The sequence below is a fragment of the Undibacterium sp. Ren11W genome, from assembly GCF_049340485.1.
Classification (GTDB): Bacteria; Pseudomonadota; Gammaproteobacteria; order Burkholderiales; family Burkholderiaceae_D; genus Undibacterium.
This window is the reverse complement of sequence record NZ_JBMPPB010000007.1, coordinates 168,957-187,659: the sequence shown is the minus strand read 5'-3', so window position 1 is coordinate 187,659 and position 18,703 is coordinate 168,957. Positions and strand designations below refer to the sequence as shown.

Here is an 18,703-nt window from a genome sequence, read left to right as displayed (position 1 = left end):
GAAAAGAAAAGTGACAAAACCGCATAGGCAGAGACGAAACCCTGATAGCGTGAGACGAAGCCAGTCTGCCGATTTCTTGTTTTAATGAATCATCACCAGTTGCCGCTGCAAGTTTTACTGCGCCAAGCTCAGCAATAATGCCTTGATCGGAGCAGGCAAGGCGGCCGACTGGATTGTTGCCATATCTGCCCAGACATAGCGCGCCTCGGCCACCATCGCATGGCGTTTGGATATCTGGGCACGCAGCGGTGTCACATGTAATTTAAAATGGGTAAACACATGGGTAAAATCTGGCAAGGCAAGCATCTCGGTCAACTCGCCAAACTGCCCAAATAAGTGTCGCGCTGCTGGCAACTGCTCGCTCATTGCCAACACCTCGGCAGCCTGAAAATCACGCATACCGCCGATCTCCGGCAAAGACAAAAGCCCGCCCCAGATACCACTATCGGGGCGTTGCTCCAGCAAGACTTGGCCCTCATGGATCAGCACCAGCATCAATGCCTGTTTGTGTTTTTGTAGTTTTTTAGGCTTACGTACTGGCAGCTCGGCGGTACGTCCTTGCGCGTAGGCCAAACAGCGCGTTTGCAAGGGACAGCGCTCACAGGAGGGGCTGCTACGGGTGCACAAGGTAGCGCCAAAATCCATCAAGCCTTGGGTGTAGGCTTGAATATCCTGACGCGGCAATAATGCCTCGGCCCGCAACCACAGCGCGTCTTCTATAGGTTTAGAACCGGGGTAGCCATCGATGCCAAACACGCGGGCGAACACCCGTTTCACATTGCCGTCCAAAATAGCCGCAAGCGTGCCATACGAAAAAGCGCTAATCGCGGCGGCAGTCGAGCGACCTATGCCAGGCAGCTGCTGCAGCAAGGCCGGATCAGCCGGAAATTGTCCTTGATACTGCGCCACCACCAGCTTGGCACACTGATGCAGATTGCGCGCCCGCGTGTAGTAGCCCAGACCACTCCAGTGCTCCATCACCTGCTCCGATGAGGCCGCCGCCAAGGCAAACACGGTAGGGAAACTTTGCAGGAAGCGTTGGTAATACGGGATCACCGCGCTCACCTGCGTCTGCTGCAACATAATTTCAGAGAGCCAGACCCGATACGCGTCGTTAGTTTGCTGCCAAGGTAAAGCATGGCGGCCATGCTGCTTTTGCCAGCTAATGATGGCGGCAGAAAATTGAGGATCGGTATAAGAAGCTTGCAATAGTTTATTTTTTTCTTGTACTTGGTTTTTTGCTGTGCTTGGCTTCATTGCTGCTTCTTCAAAGGGGCGATACAAATGGTTGAGGCAAGAGGGTAATACTAGACGGCAATACGCGTAAACATTAACTTATTCCTGCGCAGGATCATTTGCGGGAAATTCGATCAAAAACGCGGACAGAGCCTGACACTTCGCGCGGCTAGCGTCAAGCTCATCACAGAAAAAACAAAAGTGAAACCAGCGTTACCGAACGAGAATGATCCACCATCCCAGCCGTGCCCGGATGAAAACTGCCTGGCGCGGAATTTTCTTTGCGAAAAAATTACACACTATCCAATAAAAAAATTCACACTTCACTAGCCACTCCACAACGAAATCAGCGCGCCAGGAAGCCCGCGGACAGTCTGTTGCAATCTCGCCCTATTCCGCATTTCTCTCTTGACAATGCAAGTAACGAATGATTACATACCGATTCTTAATATATTAATGGCATATTGTGTAAATATTTAAGATATATGGATTTCGCTTCTTTGACTGCTTGGATGTTTAGAAACTTTTTTGGTCGTTAGATTGACGCCCCTGAGACTGACGAAAATTTGACAAAAATTTCGCGATCCGGATTTTCGTTGTCGCCAGCAAATACCGTTCAAAAAATGGATGGATAAGGGGCGCGAAATGCGTAAGTTCAAACATCAGCATGGAAAAAGCGTCTGAAAGAAATCTGAATATTCTCGATACGCATAAACGTTAAGAACAATCACAATAATCATGGAGTAGACAATGTTAAAAGAAACCGTTTTATCCCGTTCTGTAAGAATCATGTTTGCCGGAAGCCTAGGCTTGGCTATGAGTATCTCTGCGCCTTACGCCATGGCTCAGGAGGCTGCGAACAGCGCTACCAGCACGCAACGTGTAGAAATCACCGGGTCTTCCATTAAGCGTATCAATCAGGAAACCGCCCTGCCAGTACAAACTTTAAGCCGCTCCGATATAGAAAAAAGTGGTGCCAATAGCGTCGCTGATCTGGTCGCGGCCTTGCCTAGCATGCAGGGTTTCGCCACGGCGAATCAGACCATTAACGGCGGCGGTGGCGGCATCCAGACCGCCTCTATCCATAACATAGGTGCCTCATATACCTTGGTTCTGCTGAACGGCCACAGGCTCGCATCTTACGGTTCCGGTAGTGCAGTCAATCTGTCCAGCATCCCTATGTCAGCGGTAGAGCGGGTAGAGATTCTGACCGATGGTGCCTCCACGCTGTATGGATCTGATGCGATCGCCGGTGTGGTCAACTTCATCTTACGTAAAAACCAAACAGATTTTTCAGTCGATCTGACCTATAACCAACCGCAGCATAGCGGCGGCAAGTCGTATAACTTCGGTATCTCCAAAGGTTTTGGGGACTTGGAAAAAGACGGCTACAACGTCTTGCTCGCATACAGCCATGATGAGCAAAAAGAACTGAACGCATCGCAACGTCCGTTTGCCGATACCGGCGTCAGAAAATTTTCTCAGAACGGAAAAAATTATGCGACCTGGTCACTGTCAGACAACTCCAGCCCGGCGATTGCTCAGTTGAAAATGAAAGACGGCTCGGATCCGGTGATGTTTTCACCTGATTTATTGAAAAACGGTAAATGCGGACCGAATACCTTTCAGGTCGAAAGTCGTTGTCGCTTTGATTTCGCCTCCACCGTACAGTTGGTGCCGGAATCAAAGCGGGATAGTTTCTTTGGCTCTGTCAATTACAAGCTCAATAGTGATACCAATCTGTTTGCCGAAGCGGTAGTGTCTAAATTTACCCAAACCGGTCGTTATGCGCCAGCCGCCCAACCTCTGGCGCTCCCATTGTCTAGCCCGCTGTACAGCAAATATGTGGCTCCTTATCTGGGACAAATGGGAGTCGATCCGGCCAACGTCGATAGTGCACTGATGAGGCTGAGGATATCCGATGCCGGCGGCCGCAATACCGCCTACGGCACCGAGGCTCAACATCTGGTATTCGGTGTGGATGGCAATGCATTTGGCATGGACTACAACGCTTCATATACGCACTCGATATCGAAACGCAGCAGAGACTTTGCAGGTGGTTTCTTGAGCAAAGATAAGTTCTACGCCATCGTCGACGCCGTGCCACCAGCGAGCAGTTATGACCCATTTGCTCCGGCCGGATCATCGGGCGCGATATTAGCTCCGGCAGTTTTGCACGAAAATTGGTCTAGCTCACAAAATACTCTGGACGTTCTGAGTCTCAGGGGTTCACGTGAATTGTTCACTTTGCCGGGCGGAAAAGCGCAATTAGGTCTCGGTACCGACTTCACCAGACAGGGTTACGACTACCACACGACGCCTATCGGCATGGGTAACAATGCCTTGCAACCGAATTACACCGACGCGCCTTTGGGTGACTCGCCGGGCGACTTGCCGATTGCCGCAAGCCGAAATAACTGGGGTGCATTCGCCGAATTGCTAATGCCGATTAGCAAGCGCTTCGATGTCACTGCGGCGCTGCGCTATGATAGTTATACCGCCATAAAAAACACCGCCAACTTCGACCCAGCAGGCAAACCGATCGCCGCTGAGACGCAGGGCAACAAAGCGGACAAGCTCACCTACAAACTGTCGGCCGCTTTGCGTCCTATCGATAGCTTGCTGCTGCGCGGATCGTATGGTACTGGCTTCAAGATGGCCGACATGTCCACCATCACTTCACCCTTAACTCACAGCGGCAATACCGGCGCCCAATACGATTGCCCGGTCAAAGCGCCCGATCCACGCGCAGTCAATTGTTTAGGGAAAACCCAGTACGACATTTTAACTGGCGGCAACCGATTGTCCGGAGAAAACGGCTTGAAAGCAGAAGAGTCCAAGCAAGCCACTTTGGGTTTCCGGATAGAACCACTCTCTAGTCTGTCCATAGGGTTAGACTGGTGGGATGTGAAAATGAGCAACCAGATCGCCTCGCTGCCGGAAGCCGTCGTATTTGGCAACCCAGCTAAATACGATAACTTGTTTTCCACTTTCTATGAAGCTGGCCAGGGCGGAAATATTCTGGTCGCCACCCTCCCTTCTTTTAATATCGCCAGCGCTCAGTATCAAGGTATAGATTGGGATGCCAGTTTCAAAACGGCCACGCCCATTGGTAAGTTAAGCATGAACTGGACCGGTACCTATTTGCTCAAGTCTGATTATGATCTTCCAGGAAATCCTACGGTACAAAGCGTAGGACGTTACGATGAGTTTAATAACGTCGCTTTCCGCGTCATCACACGATTGGCAACGACTTTGACAACCTCAGAGATGTTTTCACACAGCATGATGATTAACTACAAATCGGGTTACCACGATCATCAGGCCAGCGTGCGTGAAGTCAATGCCGACGGCTCGTTTGGCAATTTCGTCGATCTGGATCGTGATGTCGCTTCTTACACCACCTTCGACTGGCAGACACGTGCGCAAATAAAGAAAAATATCACGCTTACTTTCGGCATCAAGAATCTGTTCGACAGAAATCCACCGCTGTCACTGAAAGACGGCAACGGTGATCAGGTTGGTTACGATGGTCGTTATGCCGATGCAATGGGCCGTACTTTCTATATGACGGGATCGATGAAATTCTAAGCCGATTTTCGGCGGATAAAGTAAGCACTTCCGCTAGGTGAAGAATGTTCAAAAACGGTGCGCTTTCTATTCAAGGGAAGCGCATCGTTTTTTATATTGACGACGATCAACGATACAATATCCACGCTGCATCGTCCGCCATTTTTCAACTCTGAAAAGATTAAAATCATGCCTACATCCAATCGCGCTGTGAGATTCAACTTAGGCGCACTCCTACTCACCAGTCTGATATGCCTGCCCGCTTGCGCAAAAGACCTGGTGCACGGACCTAAAATGACGATGGCGGAATTAATTAAAACGTCCACCAGCGCAGACTGGCGTATGCCCGATGCCGAAAACACTCTGTACATGGAATTGGAAAAAGGCCGCGTGGTGATAGAAATGTCGCCATATTTCGCCCCCAATCATGTGGCGAACGTCAAGGCGCTGATACGCGAAGCCTACTTCGATGGTTTGAGCATCAACCGCTCGCAAGATAATTACGTGGTGCAATGGAGTGATGCCACCGAACTACGATCGATAGTCAAGGCAAAAAAGACGCTACCGGAAGAATTCTCGGTGCGCTATGACGCGGCGATGGCATTCACGCGCTTACCCGATCACGATGGCTTTGCCGCTCAGGTCGGCCACGCCAACGGTTTTCCTGCCGCACGCGATCCCAAGACTGGGCGCGCATGGCTGGCACATTGTTATGGCATGGTCGGTGCCGGGCGCGACAATGCCAGCGACTCCGGTGGCGGAGCCGAACTATATGCGGTAATCGGCCATGCGCCGCGCCATCTCGATCGCAATGTCACGCTGTTTGGACGCGTCATACATGGCATGGAATTGCTATCGGCTCTGCCGCGCGGGAAGGCGGCGATGGGATTTTATGATAAACCGGAACAAACAGTCACCATTAAATCCGTGCGTATCGCGCAAGACCTGCCGCCAGCCGAACGCAGCAAGCTAGAAATCTTGCGCACCGATACGCCACTGTTTAAAGCCATCACCGAAGCGCAGCGCAATCTCTCGGGGGAATGGTATAAGAAAGCGGCCAATTATATTGATCTTTGTAATGTGCCTGTGCCGGTCAGAGTCAAAACTGAATAGGCGAGATCGGAGAAAAAAGAGCGACTCAAGTTCGCTCTTTTTTTAAGCTGGTACTAACCCGCAATAGCTAAAATTACTGAGATTTCAACACCAGATGGGCGGCGATCAAATCACTCAAAGCAGTCCCCACCGACTTAAACACCGTAATTTCATCATCACGTTCGCGGCCTGCGCATTTTTTACTACACAAATCCGCTAGTTCACCTTTAATATCTGTCGCCTGAAACACTCCCTCCTGTATCGGTATCAGCAACTCACCTGCCTCATTCAAGACATTTTGCCGGCTATCGACAAACACACTTGCGTTCTGAATTAAGGCGCTATCGCACTCACGGCCGACCGGGCTATGGTTACCAAGCAGATCGACATGCGATCCGGCACTGACACTAGCACCAAAAATCAAGGGGGTAGACGAGCCGGTAGCGCTGACGATGATATCGGCCAGCGCTGTGCTTGTGGCCAGATCAAGCACCTCCACGAATTGGACATGCGGAAATATAAGTTCCAGATGTTGTTTTAGCTCGCTGACCTTTGCCGCATCGCGCCCCCACAAAAATACCCGTGTCAATTCACGTACCGTCATATGCGCAATCACCAAGGGGATCGCCAGCCTGCCGGTACCAAGCAAAAGCAAGCTTTGAGAATTGCCACGGGACAGATAGCGAGATGCCAGGGCGGAGACTGCCGCGGTCCGCCAGTACGTGACCGAGGTACCATCAACCATCGCCAGAGGTACTCCATGCTCGCGACTAAACAAAAGTATTTTGGAGTACAAAGACGCATAGCCCATCTGAGCATTTTCAGGAAAATAGGTAAACGCTTTGACACCAATCACATCTTGATTCCAGGCCGGTAAAACCGCAAAACCATCATGTTTCAGGGGGTCATTAGATAAGGCAAACACCTGTCTTTGCGGCATACCGAAATCTTGTTGAAATCCCTGCTCCAACGCCGCTATCAAAGCCGGAAATTGCAGGCTACGATTGACTAAATCTGCATCGATCAGCTTCATATTGCCACCTCAAATTGTTTTGGTGCATGGCTTAGGGCGATGTATCCATCCGGAGTAATCTGAACGTCGTCCTCTAAGCGTATGCCTCCATAACCAGGAATGTAAATTCCCGGTTCTATCGTCACTACATAATTTGTCTGCAGAATGTCCTGGCAATGCGGCCCCATGAATGGCTGTTCGTGCAGCTTGATACCTAGGCCGTGCCCCAAGCCTAGACCGGCGTAGGCAGCAAATTCTGAGGCCTTAAGTATCGCATTGGCGGCGGCGTCTGCATCATGTGCAGCCAGACCGGCATGCAAACTGGCAAGGGCTGCGCTTTGTGCGGCATACACGGTATCAAACATTGCCTGTTGCCTTGCGTCCGCTTCGCCTGCAACAAAGCTGCGCGTCATATCGGATCGATAGCCATTAATGACCGCGCCAAAATCGATCACGATCAAATCGCCTTCCTGTAGTCGCCGCGCCGAAGGTATGCAATGCGGGAGTGCTGAACGCTCTCCGAATCCCAATATGGTCGTAAATGAAATCCCTTCCGAACCGAGACGCTGCATTTGATAATCAAGTTCCAGTGCCATCTCTCGTTCACTCACACCGAGCTTCAATTGCGGCAACAAAATAGCCAGCGCACTATCTGAAATAGCGGCCGCCTGACGAATTTGCGCGATCTCCCATTCATCCTTAATTTTTCTTTGCGAATCCAACATAGCCTGTGCCGGAGTAAATACAAGACCCGGATTATCAATACAGATCGCCTGCCACATCGACACCGAAATATACTCGTGTTCGAATACAATGCGATGAGCTTGCGCGCGCTTCAAAACCCCATTAATCACCGCGCCCAAAGTCTGGCGATCACGATCCCGGCAGATAATCTGACAATCAATTTTCCCATTGACACACTCCTGCTGCGCTTGTTCCAGAAAACGATAGTCGGTAATCAGATATGCGCCACATTGAGTAACGATCCCATAGGCCGCCTCACCGCTGTAATTGATGAGGTAACGTAGATTATCCAGAGAAAAAATCAGTAAAGCATCTTGCCCGGCGTCGAGCATATTGTTTCTGAGGATTGCCAGTCTCCGTTCAAATTGTGGTTTCATCTGAAAATAAATCCATGCTGTAGCGGGTCCGATGGGTCGATATAAAAACTCGCCTTCCCGACGATATGTGCATTTCCCTCGACTCGCGGGATAACGGCTTGGTATGGTCCATATGCCACAGTGCTGATGGCAGATACCTGAAACTGCGATCCGAGAATACTCTCTATTACGATTTTCTGACCCAAGGGCAATACCCCTAGAGCATGCAAAATTGCTGCTTGCCCGGCCACGCCGCTGCCAGTCGGGCTTCTATCGAGTTCACCGTCGGCAAAGACGCAGACGTTTCTACTATGCACGCCCTCAGTCTCGGCTGGTGCTGAAAAAATTGTCCCATATAAGAAGCCCAGATCCGCCTGAAACGGATGCATGATAGTCCTTGAAGATTGTATCGCTTGTTTAATACAGCGGCCAAAATCAATAATCTGACGATGATTATCCGCATCCAAAGATAGTCCGATTGACTCAGCATCCACATACGCATAGTAGGCACCACCATAGGCCAGCGTATAACCTACCGTACCCACGCCTGGCACTACTATTTGGGACGCAGCGTCGTACACAAACGAGGGCACGTTATCGAAATAGATGCGGCGAATTTCCTCAGCTTCGATCTCTGCATACGCTTTAATTTGTCCACAAGGCGCATCGATGCGCAAGCTAGTGACAGGCTCTAGTGCACTAACAACACCAGCCTCTACGGCTGCCCGCGTCAGTGCGATGATGGCGTGGCCACACATGGTGCTATAGCCTTCATTATGCAGAAACAGGACGCCAAAATCGCTATCAGGACGCTCAGGCCTCGTAATAACACAACCATACATGTCGGCATGACCTCTAGGCTCAAACATGAGCGCGGTACGTAGATGATCGTGGTTCTGCAGGCAATCTCTGCGCATTTCCAAGATAGTTTCCCCACGAAGAAGAGGAAATCCTGAAGTAATGATGCGTAAAGGCTCACCGCCGGTATGACATTCCAGGGTGGTCATTTTGTGCCATGAAGCCGGAGCTTCCCAGTTTGCAAAGAGATTCTTATTCATAGAATTTCCAAATATTTTCAACCTATTCAAAGCGATATAGAGCAATTAGCTCTTGCCATCGCATCGCACATAAAAAAGCAAATATACACCACAAACCAACAAATATATACGCAATATATTTATAATCCACTTAGCAAACCATGGGTCAAACAAATAATTCAACCACCAAGGAGATATTTTTGAAATTACGTATATTAATTTTAGCCTGCACCGCCATCCTTATGGCATGTGGCTCGGCGCCAATAAAAAAGGAACCGATTGCGCGAACTCAAGCAGTACAAGATAGTGAAATACAAAAAATATTGACACGCATCCATGCTTGCGGCCCCACCTTGGTTTTGCGTTCGCAGGCACTCATGCCTGAGCAAGAACAAAGTACCTGCAAAATGCTGGGCGAGGTAGAACAGAAATTTCACGCCACATTTAGCAGTGCAGGAAAGCCCGTCAAACATGATTTGAATACCGCATTACGTGCCAATATTTATCAATCGCGCGAAGATTTCGTAAAATACGCAACAAGGCATTTTGATATGCCAACCGAAAATGGAGGCATGTATCTGGAGGGGCTTCCAGATCAGCCTGGCAACCAGGCTGAGTTTGTCGCCAATCAAAAATCGGATGGCAGCATACACAATCTCGGGCACGAATATGTGCACTATCTCGATGGACGCTTTAACCTTTATGGAGATTTTTGCGCGAACTTACACGATTCTCACTCGGCGCCAGAGAATTGCGCAAAACCAGCTCCCATGAGCCCCTATTTAGTCTGGTGGAGCGAGGGAGTGGCCGAATACATATCAAAAGGGGCAAACAACTCCCCTGCAACTGAACTAGCGGGCGCGAAAACTTACGTCTTGAGTCAATTGTTCGACACCGGCTATGAAAGTAATAATGGCACTGTACGCATCTATAGCTGGGGCTATCTGGCGGTACGCTTCATGATGGAAAAACACAGAGACAAAATTGAACAACTCTTAAGCTTGACACGCAGCGGCGACTTTCCACGTTGCCAGGCGTTAGTACGTAGTTGGGGCAGCAGTATGGATGGAGAATTTTCCACCTGGTTAATGGACGTCGCCACACCTATCACTGAGAACAGATAATCTCCCAATTTCATACCTTGGCTTGTCGCTTGTATTTAAAAATTGGCAAAAAAAAAGCACCTACCGGTGCTTTTTTTTGATTATTTCTTTACCTATCAAGCCGCGTTTTTCAAACCTGTCAACTCGGTGGCCAAAGCAACTTTCAAGCTAGCTTCGAATTTCTCCATGGAAGATTTTAAGGCTTCGATCTCTGCCTGCATGGCATCAAAAGACGCAATTTTATCTTCCAGACTATCGGTTGCGACGTGAATACGCTGTATTGACTGCATGCGGTTTTTCAACTGATTCTTATGTTCACGAATCTGCGCCTCCAACGGTGCCATCACCACTTTTTGCCAGGCTTCAACATCGCGGTTAGCCTGCAAAAAGCTTTGCTTAACGCGCGCCGCCACAGAATCAAAAAACTTTTGTATCAACACTTTATGTGAGGTCGTCAACATGGTCATGGTACTAAATTGCTTTTGAAATACCGCTTCAATTTTCGAAATTTCTTGGATATATTTATCCAGCGAGAAGGCCATAGGCGCTGTTAATGCCAAGCCATGCTCAGTCGAAAATTTCCGATACATGACGCTCATCATTTCCGAAATTTCATCGATTTTTTTATTCGAGGTCATCAAATTCGATTTGATTTGTGCAAAAAAATTTCGAATAGCTTCTTTTAAACCAGCAGAAAATTTGCTCGCCTCCATGTCTTCGCGTGATTTTCTAATTTCCTCGCGTAGTATTTCCATTCCCAGGCTGGTGTACACTTCGGTCGACAATTTAGTGAAAACCGCACGCGTTCCCTGCATCTTGATTAAGCTGGTATCAAATTCCTTTTTCTCGACATCGACGCGCTTCATCATGTGTTCGATTACCGTATTATTTTTGCCGCGCAGGCTTTTCAATTCCAGCATCTGGTCAACGATATTGCGACCACGGGCAGCGATCACAGAACGCTGGCCATTAATAATTTCATGCAAATCTGAGGCCAGTTGCGCGCGAATTATCTCTTGTTTGGAGGGGATCAATTCTTTCGATAAGGCATATTCCAAAGCGGGCAAACGACTCTTAGCCAGCAAGGGTGCATCTTTATGTATTTTTGCGACCAGACCTTTTTGTGCCGACACAGGGAAAACCTGATGTTCATCCAACGCCAAAATGTGCGAAACGGTACTCACTTGATGCGCAATTTGACGCTCAATTTCTTCCGGCGACCTTAACTCATCCCACATGCTATCGATCTTATTCAAGACCACCATGCGTCCAGGCCCGCCACCAATATGATTACGCCAGACCTCAATATCGCTCTTGGTTACACCGGTATCAGCAGCCAAAATAAATAACACGGCATGCGCGTTCGGTATCAAATTGAGTGTCAATTCAGGCTCAGTACCGATCGCATTCAAACCTGGTGTATCGACGATAATTAAACCTTCTTTTAACAGAGGATGTGGAAAATTGACGATGGCATGACGCCATTGAGAAATCTCGACACAACCGTTTTCGTCTAATTCTAAAGCCGCGTCGGGGTCATTTTCATCATACAGGCCGTAAGACTTGGCTGTTTCTATACTTACCGTCTTGGTCAGACTCACCTGTTTAAAGGCTTCTAGCATGCCATCGCCAGAACTGACGTTTAAGGGCAATATTGTCCAGACATGATGCTGTCCTTTGTAGTCGCTGGTCGACAATGCCTCAGCGCGCGTCTCAATAGGCAGCAGGCGAATACACGGTGGCATCGTCTCGTCATACAATAACTCGGTAGGACACATGGTGGTGCGTCCGGCAGACGAAGGCAAAATACGCTGGCCATAATCGGCAAAAAAGATCGCGTTGATAAGTTCAGACTTTCCGCGAGAAAACTCTGCCACAAAGGCGATGGTTAATTTGTCATCGATCAATTTTTCCTGCAATCGCGCCATTCTTTGATCGATAGCCGCATCGGCTAAATCTGATCCACTGAGCCACGCGCGATATTGCTCGAGTGCGCTCAGCACGCCCTTACGCCAATCGCTGTATTCCTGGAATTTTTGAACCAGATTACTCATATTGCCCTCAATCAATTTTATGCATTACATCAGAATTTAACATTCTGTCTTATTTTTGGCAATTTACACAGTAAAAACTGCTACGTTGTCCCTGTTTAATCTGTCTAATCGTGGTGCCGCAAATACGACAAGGCTCTCCGCTGCGATCATAAACGAAATATGACTGTTGAAAATAACCTGTTTGTCCGTCCACGCCAACAAAGTCGCGCAGCGTACTGCCGCCCTTCTCGATCGCAGCGGCTAAAGTGTCCTGTATCGCCTCTACCAACAAAGAATAGCGCGCTAAACTGATACGGTCCGCAGCAATTTTTGGATTAATCCTAGCTTTAAACAGGCTCTCTGATGCATAAATATTCCCCACTCCCACCACAATATCGCCAGCCAGCAAAACTTGTTTGATCGCCGCATGACGTTGACGAGATTGCCGATACAGCAATTGTGCATTGAACTGTCCTTCTAATGGCTCCACCCCCAAACCGCGCAGCAGCGGATGGGTGTCCACATCACCGTCGATTGCCGCATGCCACAACACCGCGCCGAAGCGGCGTGGATCATGCATGCGCAAGAGCTGCGCCCCGACCACGATATCGACATGATCATGTTTGTTTGCCGGAGTCAGTGAAGGCAAAATCCTCAGGTGGCCAGACATTCCTAAATGTATCAAGAGAGTGCCATGTGCAAAATGAAGCAATAAATATTTGCCACGCCTGCCGATACTTAAGATGATCTGCCCTTGCAATAAGTCGGCAAGATTTGGCGGGAACGGCCAGCGCAAACCGCTACGGCGCAACACGACCTCAGTAACGGTCTGAGCTTGCAAATGAGGCGTCACACCTCGCCGTGTGACTTCGACTTCAGGTAATTCAGGCATATTTTTCTATAAAATATTTACAATTTGACACAAGGAACAAGTGCAGAGCGCACCACGCAGGCAGCGCTTCAGCGTAAAATCAGACATCATCGATCAATTCAGGACGCTGTTTTGAAAAACAATTTTGCGACTATTGTAATAGCAAGCCCCATCAGACATCTTTTCTGTGTAGGAATGATTAGTGTCGCCGCCAGCTTAAGCGGCTGTGCCAACTTAAGCAGATTTGCCCAGCATGCGCCGGAACAGATGCCGACTGCGCCAGATTTAAGCGCCCCGGGCACAAGCCCGCACGATAAGCTCACCGAGTTAGCTGAAAAATCAAGCTCGAAAGACAAACTTCCCGACGTTACCCTAAACGAAGAGCTCTTATATAAGATACTCACTTCAGAAATCGCTTATCAACGTGGTAATTGGCAATCCGCCTATGTCACGATTTTAGGCGCTGCACAACAAACACGCGACCCCCGACTCGCCAAGCGCGCCGCGGAAATGGCCTTAGCCGTAAGGCAACCGGCCGAAGCGCTGACTGCCATCCGTCTTTGGCGTGAGTTAGCGCCCGACTCTAGCGAAGCGAGTCAATATTACCTGGGCTTTATGATCGTCAATGGTAATCTGGCGGAGATACAAAAAGTCTACAGCGAAAAACTTCAGAGCGCGACACCGCAACAATACGGTCTGATCATGTTGCAGGCCCAGCGCCTGCTGGCGCGCGCGCGCGACAAAAAAGCAGCGTTTGTCACACTGGAAGAAATACTCTCACCGTACAAGGCGAGCATGGAAGCGCATCTGGCGTTGGCCCAAGGTGCCTACAACAATAACGACAACCCACGTGCCATCAGCGAAGCACAAGTGGCCCTGGCACTCAAACCAGATTCGCAATTGGCGATACTAACGATCGCTCAGGCTTCGTCAAAACCGGATGCGCTCAGAGAAATTGCGGCCTTTGTCGAAAAAAATCCGGACTCGCGCGATGTCAGACTTGCCTATGCCAGCATGCTGATAGAAATGAAGCAATTAGACAAAGCCAGCCTTGAATTTGAACGGCTATTGCGCGATAAACCCGATGATATCGCCAGCATCTACACCTTGGGTGCGTTAGCCATGGATAGCGGTCAGTTTAAACTGGCCGAAAAATACTTTCTGTCATATCTGGCGATTCTGGAAGCGCACCCAGAAGAAGAGCGTGACCCTACCCCAAGCTTGGTTAATTTGGCACAAATAGCGCTAGAGCGTAAAGACAATGCGGCTGCATTGAGCTGGTTGAGCAAGGTCGATTCGTATGAAGGTAAAAACGCCGCCTGGCTAAACATACAATTTCGCCGAGCCCAAATCATGGCGAAAGACGGCAAACTCAAAGAAGCACTCGACTTTCTGAAAAACCTGAAAGCAGCGAACGAGAGCGAAGAGATACAAATCCTGCAGGCACAATCGCAATTACTCAGAAATGCCAAGCGCGGTGCTGAGGCGATGGCGGTGATGGAAACCGCGGTGCTGCGTTTTCCTAACAATGCAGACCTGCTCTACGATTACGCCATGCTGGCCGAATCTCAGAAAAAAATCGAGCAGATGGAAGTGCAACTCAAGCGCGTCATAGAACTCGCACCGAATAGCCAGCATGCCTACAACGCCTTGGGCTATTCCTACGCAGATAGAAATATTCATCTTCCTGAGGCCTTGTCCTTAATCGAAAAAGCTTTACAGCTGGCACCGGAAGATCCTTTCATTCTGGACAGTTTGGGTTGGGTCAAATTTCGTCTTGGCCTGCACGACGAGGCCGAACAAGCTTTGCGCCGCGCTTACCAGTTGCGAGCAGATCCGGAAATCGCCATCCATCTGGGTGAAGTCTTATGGACGGCAGGTAAAAAAGAAGATGCCCGTGCGTTTTGGCGTGACGCCAAAAGCAAAGATGCGGACAACGAAAGCCTGAAGAGCACGCTGCTCCGCCTAAACGTCAAACTGTAACCATACCGCCACCCTATACTCCCCTACGTATAGGGCGGCAATCATCAGAAACATCCATGAATATTGCGCAATCGCGGCACAAGTCTAGATACTCCCCTCTTTTATCGTTATTTCTGAGCGCCACACTGAGCCTATCGCTAAGTGCTTGCGTCAACCGGCAAGGACTGCAAGCCGCGCCTGAGAGCGGCCCGTCACACAACCAGAGCGCCAGCGAGCAGACTCGCAACTACCGCGAGCAAATCAATCTCAGTGGACGCATCCACGTCCTGTACCAGCAAAACAACAAGGAGCAAAGCTTACCCGGTAGTTTTGAATGGTCCCAAGACCACGAAAAACTCCACATCAACTTACTCAATCCTCTGGGACAAACCATCGCTAGTATAGAACAAGACGCACACGGCGCCCGCCTACAGCAAGCCAATCAGCCCGTGCGTAGCGCCGCCAATCTGGATGACTTGCTGGTTGATGCCTTGGGCTGGCCATTGCCGGTTGGCGGACTAAAAGACTGGTTGCAAGGCTATCGTCGCACATCTACCGAACCACGCAGCGCCCTATCGCCACAAGACCAGCTCACACTAACGGCCGATGGCTGGCAATTGCGTTACGTCAGCTGGATACAGGAGAATGGCGAAATCCGCCCCAAGCGACTGGATCTGCAACGCTACACGCCGCAGGCTGGCGACGTGAGTCTGAAGATTATTATCGATCAATGGAACACGCCATGAATCACGCAATAGATCAAAAAATAGATCACCAATTCGGTACGGCGCTGGACCAAGCCATGCTGCAATGTCCGGCTCCGGCCAAACTGAATCTGTTTTTGCATGTCACTGGACGTCGCGACGATGGCTACCACTTGCTGCAAACCGCGTTTCAATTAATTGACTATGGGGACACACTTGATATTGTGCGGCGCGAAGACGGCGTGATCCACCGCCGCAATGAAATTGCCGGCGTTCCGGAAGACGGCGATCTGATCGTACGCGCCGCCCGCTTACTCAAAGCACACACCGCCAGTCGATATGGTGCCGAGCTGACTTTACACAAAATTCTACCCATGGGCGGCGGTTTAGGTGGTGGCTCCTCGGATGCGGCCACCACGCTGATTGCACTCAATCATCTTTGGCAGTGCGGGTTGCGCAGGCAGGAACTGATGGATTTAGGGCTGCAACTGGGTGCCGATGTGCCGTTTTTTCTGTTCGGCCGCAATGCCTTTGCCGAAGGTGTAGGCGAAGTTTTACAAGAAATCACTACCCCGGATTGCTGGTATCTAGTGATAGAGCCGGGAGTCCAAGTGCCGACTCCTGCAATATTTTCTTCAAAAGAATTGACAAGGGACACAAAGATCGTCAGAATAACGGACTTCTCTGGTAGCGCACATAAGTACCTGAGAAATGATTTACAAGCAGTAGCCTGCACGCTATTTCCGGAAGTCGCTGAAGTCATTAATTGGCTAAACAGATTTGGAAATGCGAAGATGACAGGATCTGGAGCATGTGTTTTTTGCGACTTCGCTGATGAAAATTCAGTCAATGAAGTTCTAAAGCAAGTACCGGATCGCTGGAAGTCTTGGAAAGCAAGAGCACTGAGTCAGCATCCGATGGCGCATCTGGTGCAGGCATAAAAAAATTTGGTTTGATGCGAAGTTAACGCTAAAATAGCGCAGAATTTAAAACGCATCGGACAACACAGTTGTGTAGGGGAGTCGCCAAGCTGGTTAAGGCACCGGATTTTGATTCCGGCATGCGAAGGTTCGAATCCTTCCTCCCCTGCCATTAAATACAGAGCCGCCGCATATACATGATGCGGCGGCTTTTTTAATTTCTCGCATCCATTAACCTTTAGCCAATAGGTGATCTCATGCCACGCATAAACGACAACATGATGGTCTTTACCGGTAACGCCAATCCCGCATTGGCTGCAGGTGTAGCGAAACAACTCGGCATCCCTCTCGGCAAAGCAGACGTCTCCAAGTTCTCGGATGGCGAAGTTATGGTCGAGATTAACGAAAACGTCCGCGGTAAAGATGTTTTTGTATTGCAATCGACTTGTGCGCCGACCAATGACAATCTGATGGAAATCATGCTGATGGTCGACGCTCTCAAGCGCGCCTCCGCTGGTCGCATCACTGCCGCCATTCCATATTTTGGTTACGCCCGTCAAGACCGTCGCCCACGCTCAGCGCGCGTGGCGATCTCGGCCAAGGTGGTTGCGAATATGCTGGAAGAAGCTGGTGTTGACCGCGTCCTGATCATGGATTTGCACGCTGACCAAATTCAAGGTTTCTTCGATATCCCGGTTGATAATATCTACGCTTCACCAATCTTGCTGGGCGATTTGGTGGCAAAAAATTACGAAGACCTGTTAGTCGTATCCCCAGACGTAGGTGGCGTAGTCCGCGCCCGCGCTTTGGCTAAACGCCTGGGTTGTGATTTGGCGATTATCGACAAGCGTCGTCCTAAAGCGAATGTTTCAGAAGTCATGAACATCATCGGTGAAGTCGAAGGCCGCAATTGCGTGATCATGGATGACATGGTCGACACTGCGGGCACACTCACCAAAGCAGCAGAAGTATTGAAAGAACGCGGCGCTAAAAAAGTGTTGGCTTACTGTACTCATCCGGTATTGTCTGGTCCTGCGATTGCTCGCATTATCCAGTCACCGTTAGATGAACTGGTTGTCACCGACACCATTCCATTATCGGAAGCAGCACGTGCCTGCGGCAAGATCCGTCAACTGTCTTGCGACAGCCTGCTGGCAGAAACTTTCCGCCGCATTACTAAAGGCGAATCAGTCATCTCTTTGTTTACTGACTAATTCTTAGCCTATATTTTCTGCCCTGCTGTTTTTAAACAACGGGGCTTTTTTGAATTCCTGGTCGCGGGAATTCAACACCGCAATGACAAACACTCGGTTTGGATTTGCAATTTTTGGAGCAACAAAATGAAAGTTATCGCATCTACACGCACATTACAGGGCACCGGAGCGAGCCGCCGCCTGCGTATCGCTGGTCAAACTCCTGGTATCATTTACGGTGGCACTGCTGCACCAGTATCGATCACTCTGGATCACAATGCTTTGTACCATGCATTGAAAAAAGAAGCCTTCCACGCATCCATTCTGGATATGGATCTGGACGGTAAAGTTGAAAAAGTCCTGTTGCGCGATTTCCAAATCCACGCATACAAACAATTGGTATTGCACGCTGATTTCCAACGCGTAGATCCAACTAAAAACGTACACGTTAAAGTGCCTTTGCACTTCATCAACGCAGAAGTTTCTCCTGCAGTGAAATTGTCCGCAGCTGTCATCAGCCACGTATTGGTTGATCTGGATATTACTTGCTTGCCTGCTGACTTGCCAGAATTCATCACTGTAGATCTGTCCACTCTGGAAGCCGGCCAATCACTGCACGTTTCTAGTATGACATTGCCTAAAGGCGTTACTGCAGTTATCCACGGTGACGATGCTACTGTTGCTATCGCAGTTGTACCTCGCGGTGCAATTGTTGCTGAAGTTCCAGCAAAATAATTACCGCTTTCTATCCTGCGCGAGCCAGATAAATAAGCACGAAAAAACCACCAGCGATGGTGGTTTTTTTTCGTGCAAAAATAAGTTGCGTGCCACTACTTACCGGAAAAATCTCCGACCTAAAATGGGATCGCA

General features: G+C 49.4%; 14 protein-coding genes and 1 tRNA gene. 9 read left to right on the top strand and 6 right to left on the bottom strand.

Annotation, left to right across the window (positions count from 1 at the left end; all coding sequences use genetic code 11):
* Positions 1-114: 114 nt before the first annotated feature.
* The gene (mutY, locus tag ACO0K8_RS16215) at positions 115-1,257 is read right to left on the bottom strand and encodes an A/G-specific adenine glycosylase (protein WP_422947694.1); all 1,143 of its coding nucleotides are present in this window, start codon (positions 1,255-1,257) and stop codon (positions 115-117) included.
* Positions 1,258-1,986: 729 nt separating this feature from the next.
* Between mutY and ACO0K8_RS16210 the strand changes: the two genes are divergently transcribed.
* Positions 1,987-4,827: a TonB-dependent receptor gene (locus ACO0K8_RS16210; protein WP_422947693.1), complete on the top strand. Its 2,841-nt coding sequence runs from the start codon at positions 1,987-1,989 to the stop codon at positions 4,825-4,827.
* A gap of 168 nt (positions 4,828-4,995) precedes the next feature.
* Positions 4,996-5,919, top strand: coding sequence for a peptidylprolyl isomerase (locus ACO0K8_RS16205; protein ID WP_422947692.1), 924 nt, complete (start codon positions 4,996-4,998; stop codon positions 5,917-5,919).
* Between the two features lie 73 nt (positions 5,920-5,992).
* Here the strand turns inward: ACO0K8_RS16205 and ACO0K8_RS16200 are convergent, their stop codons facing one another.
* From ACO0K8_RS16200 to ACO0K8_RS16190, 3 genes are read right to left on the bottom strand one after another with little or no spacing between them, the layout of a single operon-like run.
* The gene (locus ACO0K8_RS16200) at positions 5,993-6,931 is read right to left on the bottom strand and encodes an ornithine cyclodeaminase family protein (RefSeq protein WP_422947691.1); all 939 of its coding nucleotides are present in this window, start codon (positions 6,929-6,931) and stop codon (positions 5,993-5,995) included.
* Positions 6,928-8,031, bottom strand: coding sequence for a M24 family metallopeptidase (locus ACO0K8_RS16195; protein ID WP_422947690.1), 1,104 nt, complete (start codon positions 8,029-8,031; stop codon positions 6,928-6,930). Before ACO0K8_RS16195 ends, ACO0K8_RS16200 begins: the two co-directional genes overlap by 4 nt.
* On the bottom strand, positions 8,028-9,068 hold the full coding sequence (locus ACO0K8_RS16190) for a proline racemase family protein (RefSeq protein ID WP_422947689.1): 1,041 nt from the start codon (positions 9,066-9,068) through the stop codon (positions 8,028-8,030). Before ACO0K8_RS16190 ends, ACO0K8_RS16195 begins: the two co-directional genes overlap by 4 nt.
* A gap of 179 nt (positions 9,069-9,247) precedes the next feature.
* Here ACO0K8_RS16190 and ACO0K8_RS16185 point away from each other — a divergent pair, with 179 nt between their 5' ends.
* Complete coding sequence (locus ACO0K8_RS16185) at positions 9,248-10,171, top strand: collagenase (RefSeq protein ID WP_422947688.1); 924 nt, start codon at positions 9,248-9,250, stop codon at positions 10,169-10,171.
* A gap of 95 nt (positions 10,172-10,266) precedes the next feature.
* Here ACO0K8_RS16185 and ACO0K8_RS16180 read toward each other — a convergent pair whose 3' ends face one another.
* Both ACO0K8_RS16180 and mutM read right to left on the bottom strand, forming a co-directional pair.
* Positions 10,267-12,204 (bottom strand): dynamin family protein, encoded by a 1,938-nt coding sequence (locus ACO0K8_RS16180; RefSeq protein WP_422947687.1) that lies wholly within the window; start codon positions 12,202-12,204, stop codon positions 10,267-10,269.
* A 49-nt stretch (positions 12,205-12,253) separates the two neighbouring features.
* Positions 12,254-13,075 carry a bifunctional DNA-formamidopyrimidine glycosylase/DNA-(apurinic or apyrimidinic site) lyase gene (mutM, locus tag ACO0K8_RS16175; protein WP_422947686.1) on the bottom strand — a complete coding sequence of 274 codons (822 nt, stop codon included), beginning with the start codon at positions 13,073-13,075 and terminating at the stop codon, positions 12,254-12,256.
* A gap of 174 nt (positions 13,076-13,249) precedes the next feature.
* Between mutM and ACO0K8_RS16170 the strand changes: the two genes are divergently transcribed.
* From ACO0K8_RS16170 to ACO0K8_RS16145, 6 genes are all read left to right on the top strand, one after another.
* Complete coding sequence (locus ACO0K8_RS16170) at positions 13,250-15,037, top strand: tetratricopeptide repeat protein (RefSeq protein ID WP_422947685.1); 1,788 nt, start codon at positions 13,250-13,252, stop codon at positions 15,035-15,037.
* A 56-nt stretch (positions 15,038-15,093) separates the two neighbouring features.
* Positions 15,094-15,762, top strand: coding sequence for a lipoprotein insertase outer membrane protein LolB (lolB, locus tag ACO0K8_RS16165; RefSeq protein ID WP_422947684.1), 669 nt, complete (start codon positions 15,094-15,096; stop codon positions 15,760-15,762).
* A 44-nt stretch (positions 15,763-15,806) separates the two neighbouring features.
* Positions 15,807-16,661, top strand: coding sequence for a 4-(cytidine 5'-diphospho)-2-C-methyl-D-erythritol kinase (gene ispE / locus ACO0K8_RS16160; protein WP_422947765.1), 855 nt, complete (start codon positions 15,807-15,809; stop codon positions 16,659-16,661).
* A 74-nt stretch (positions 16,662-16,735) separates the two neighbouring features.
* Positions 16,736-16,812, top strand: a tRNA-Gln gene (locus ACO0K8_RS16155).
* An 85-nt stretch (positions 16,813-16,897) separates the two neighbouring features.
* Positions 16,898-17,854, top strand: a complete 957-nt coding sequence (locus ACO0K8_RS16150; RefSeq protein WP_422947683.1) for a ribose-phosphate pyrophosphokinase — start codon at positions 16,898-16,900, stop codon at positions 17,852-17,854.
* Between the two features lie 126 nt (positions 17,855-17,980).
* Positions 17,981-18,568, top strand: coding sequence for a 50S ribosomal protein L25/general stress protein Ctc (locus ACO0K8_RS16145; RefSeq protein WP_422947682.1), 588 nt, complete (start codon positions 17,981-17,983; stop codon positions 18,566-18,568).
* Positions 18,569-18,703: the final 135 nt, after the last annotated feature.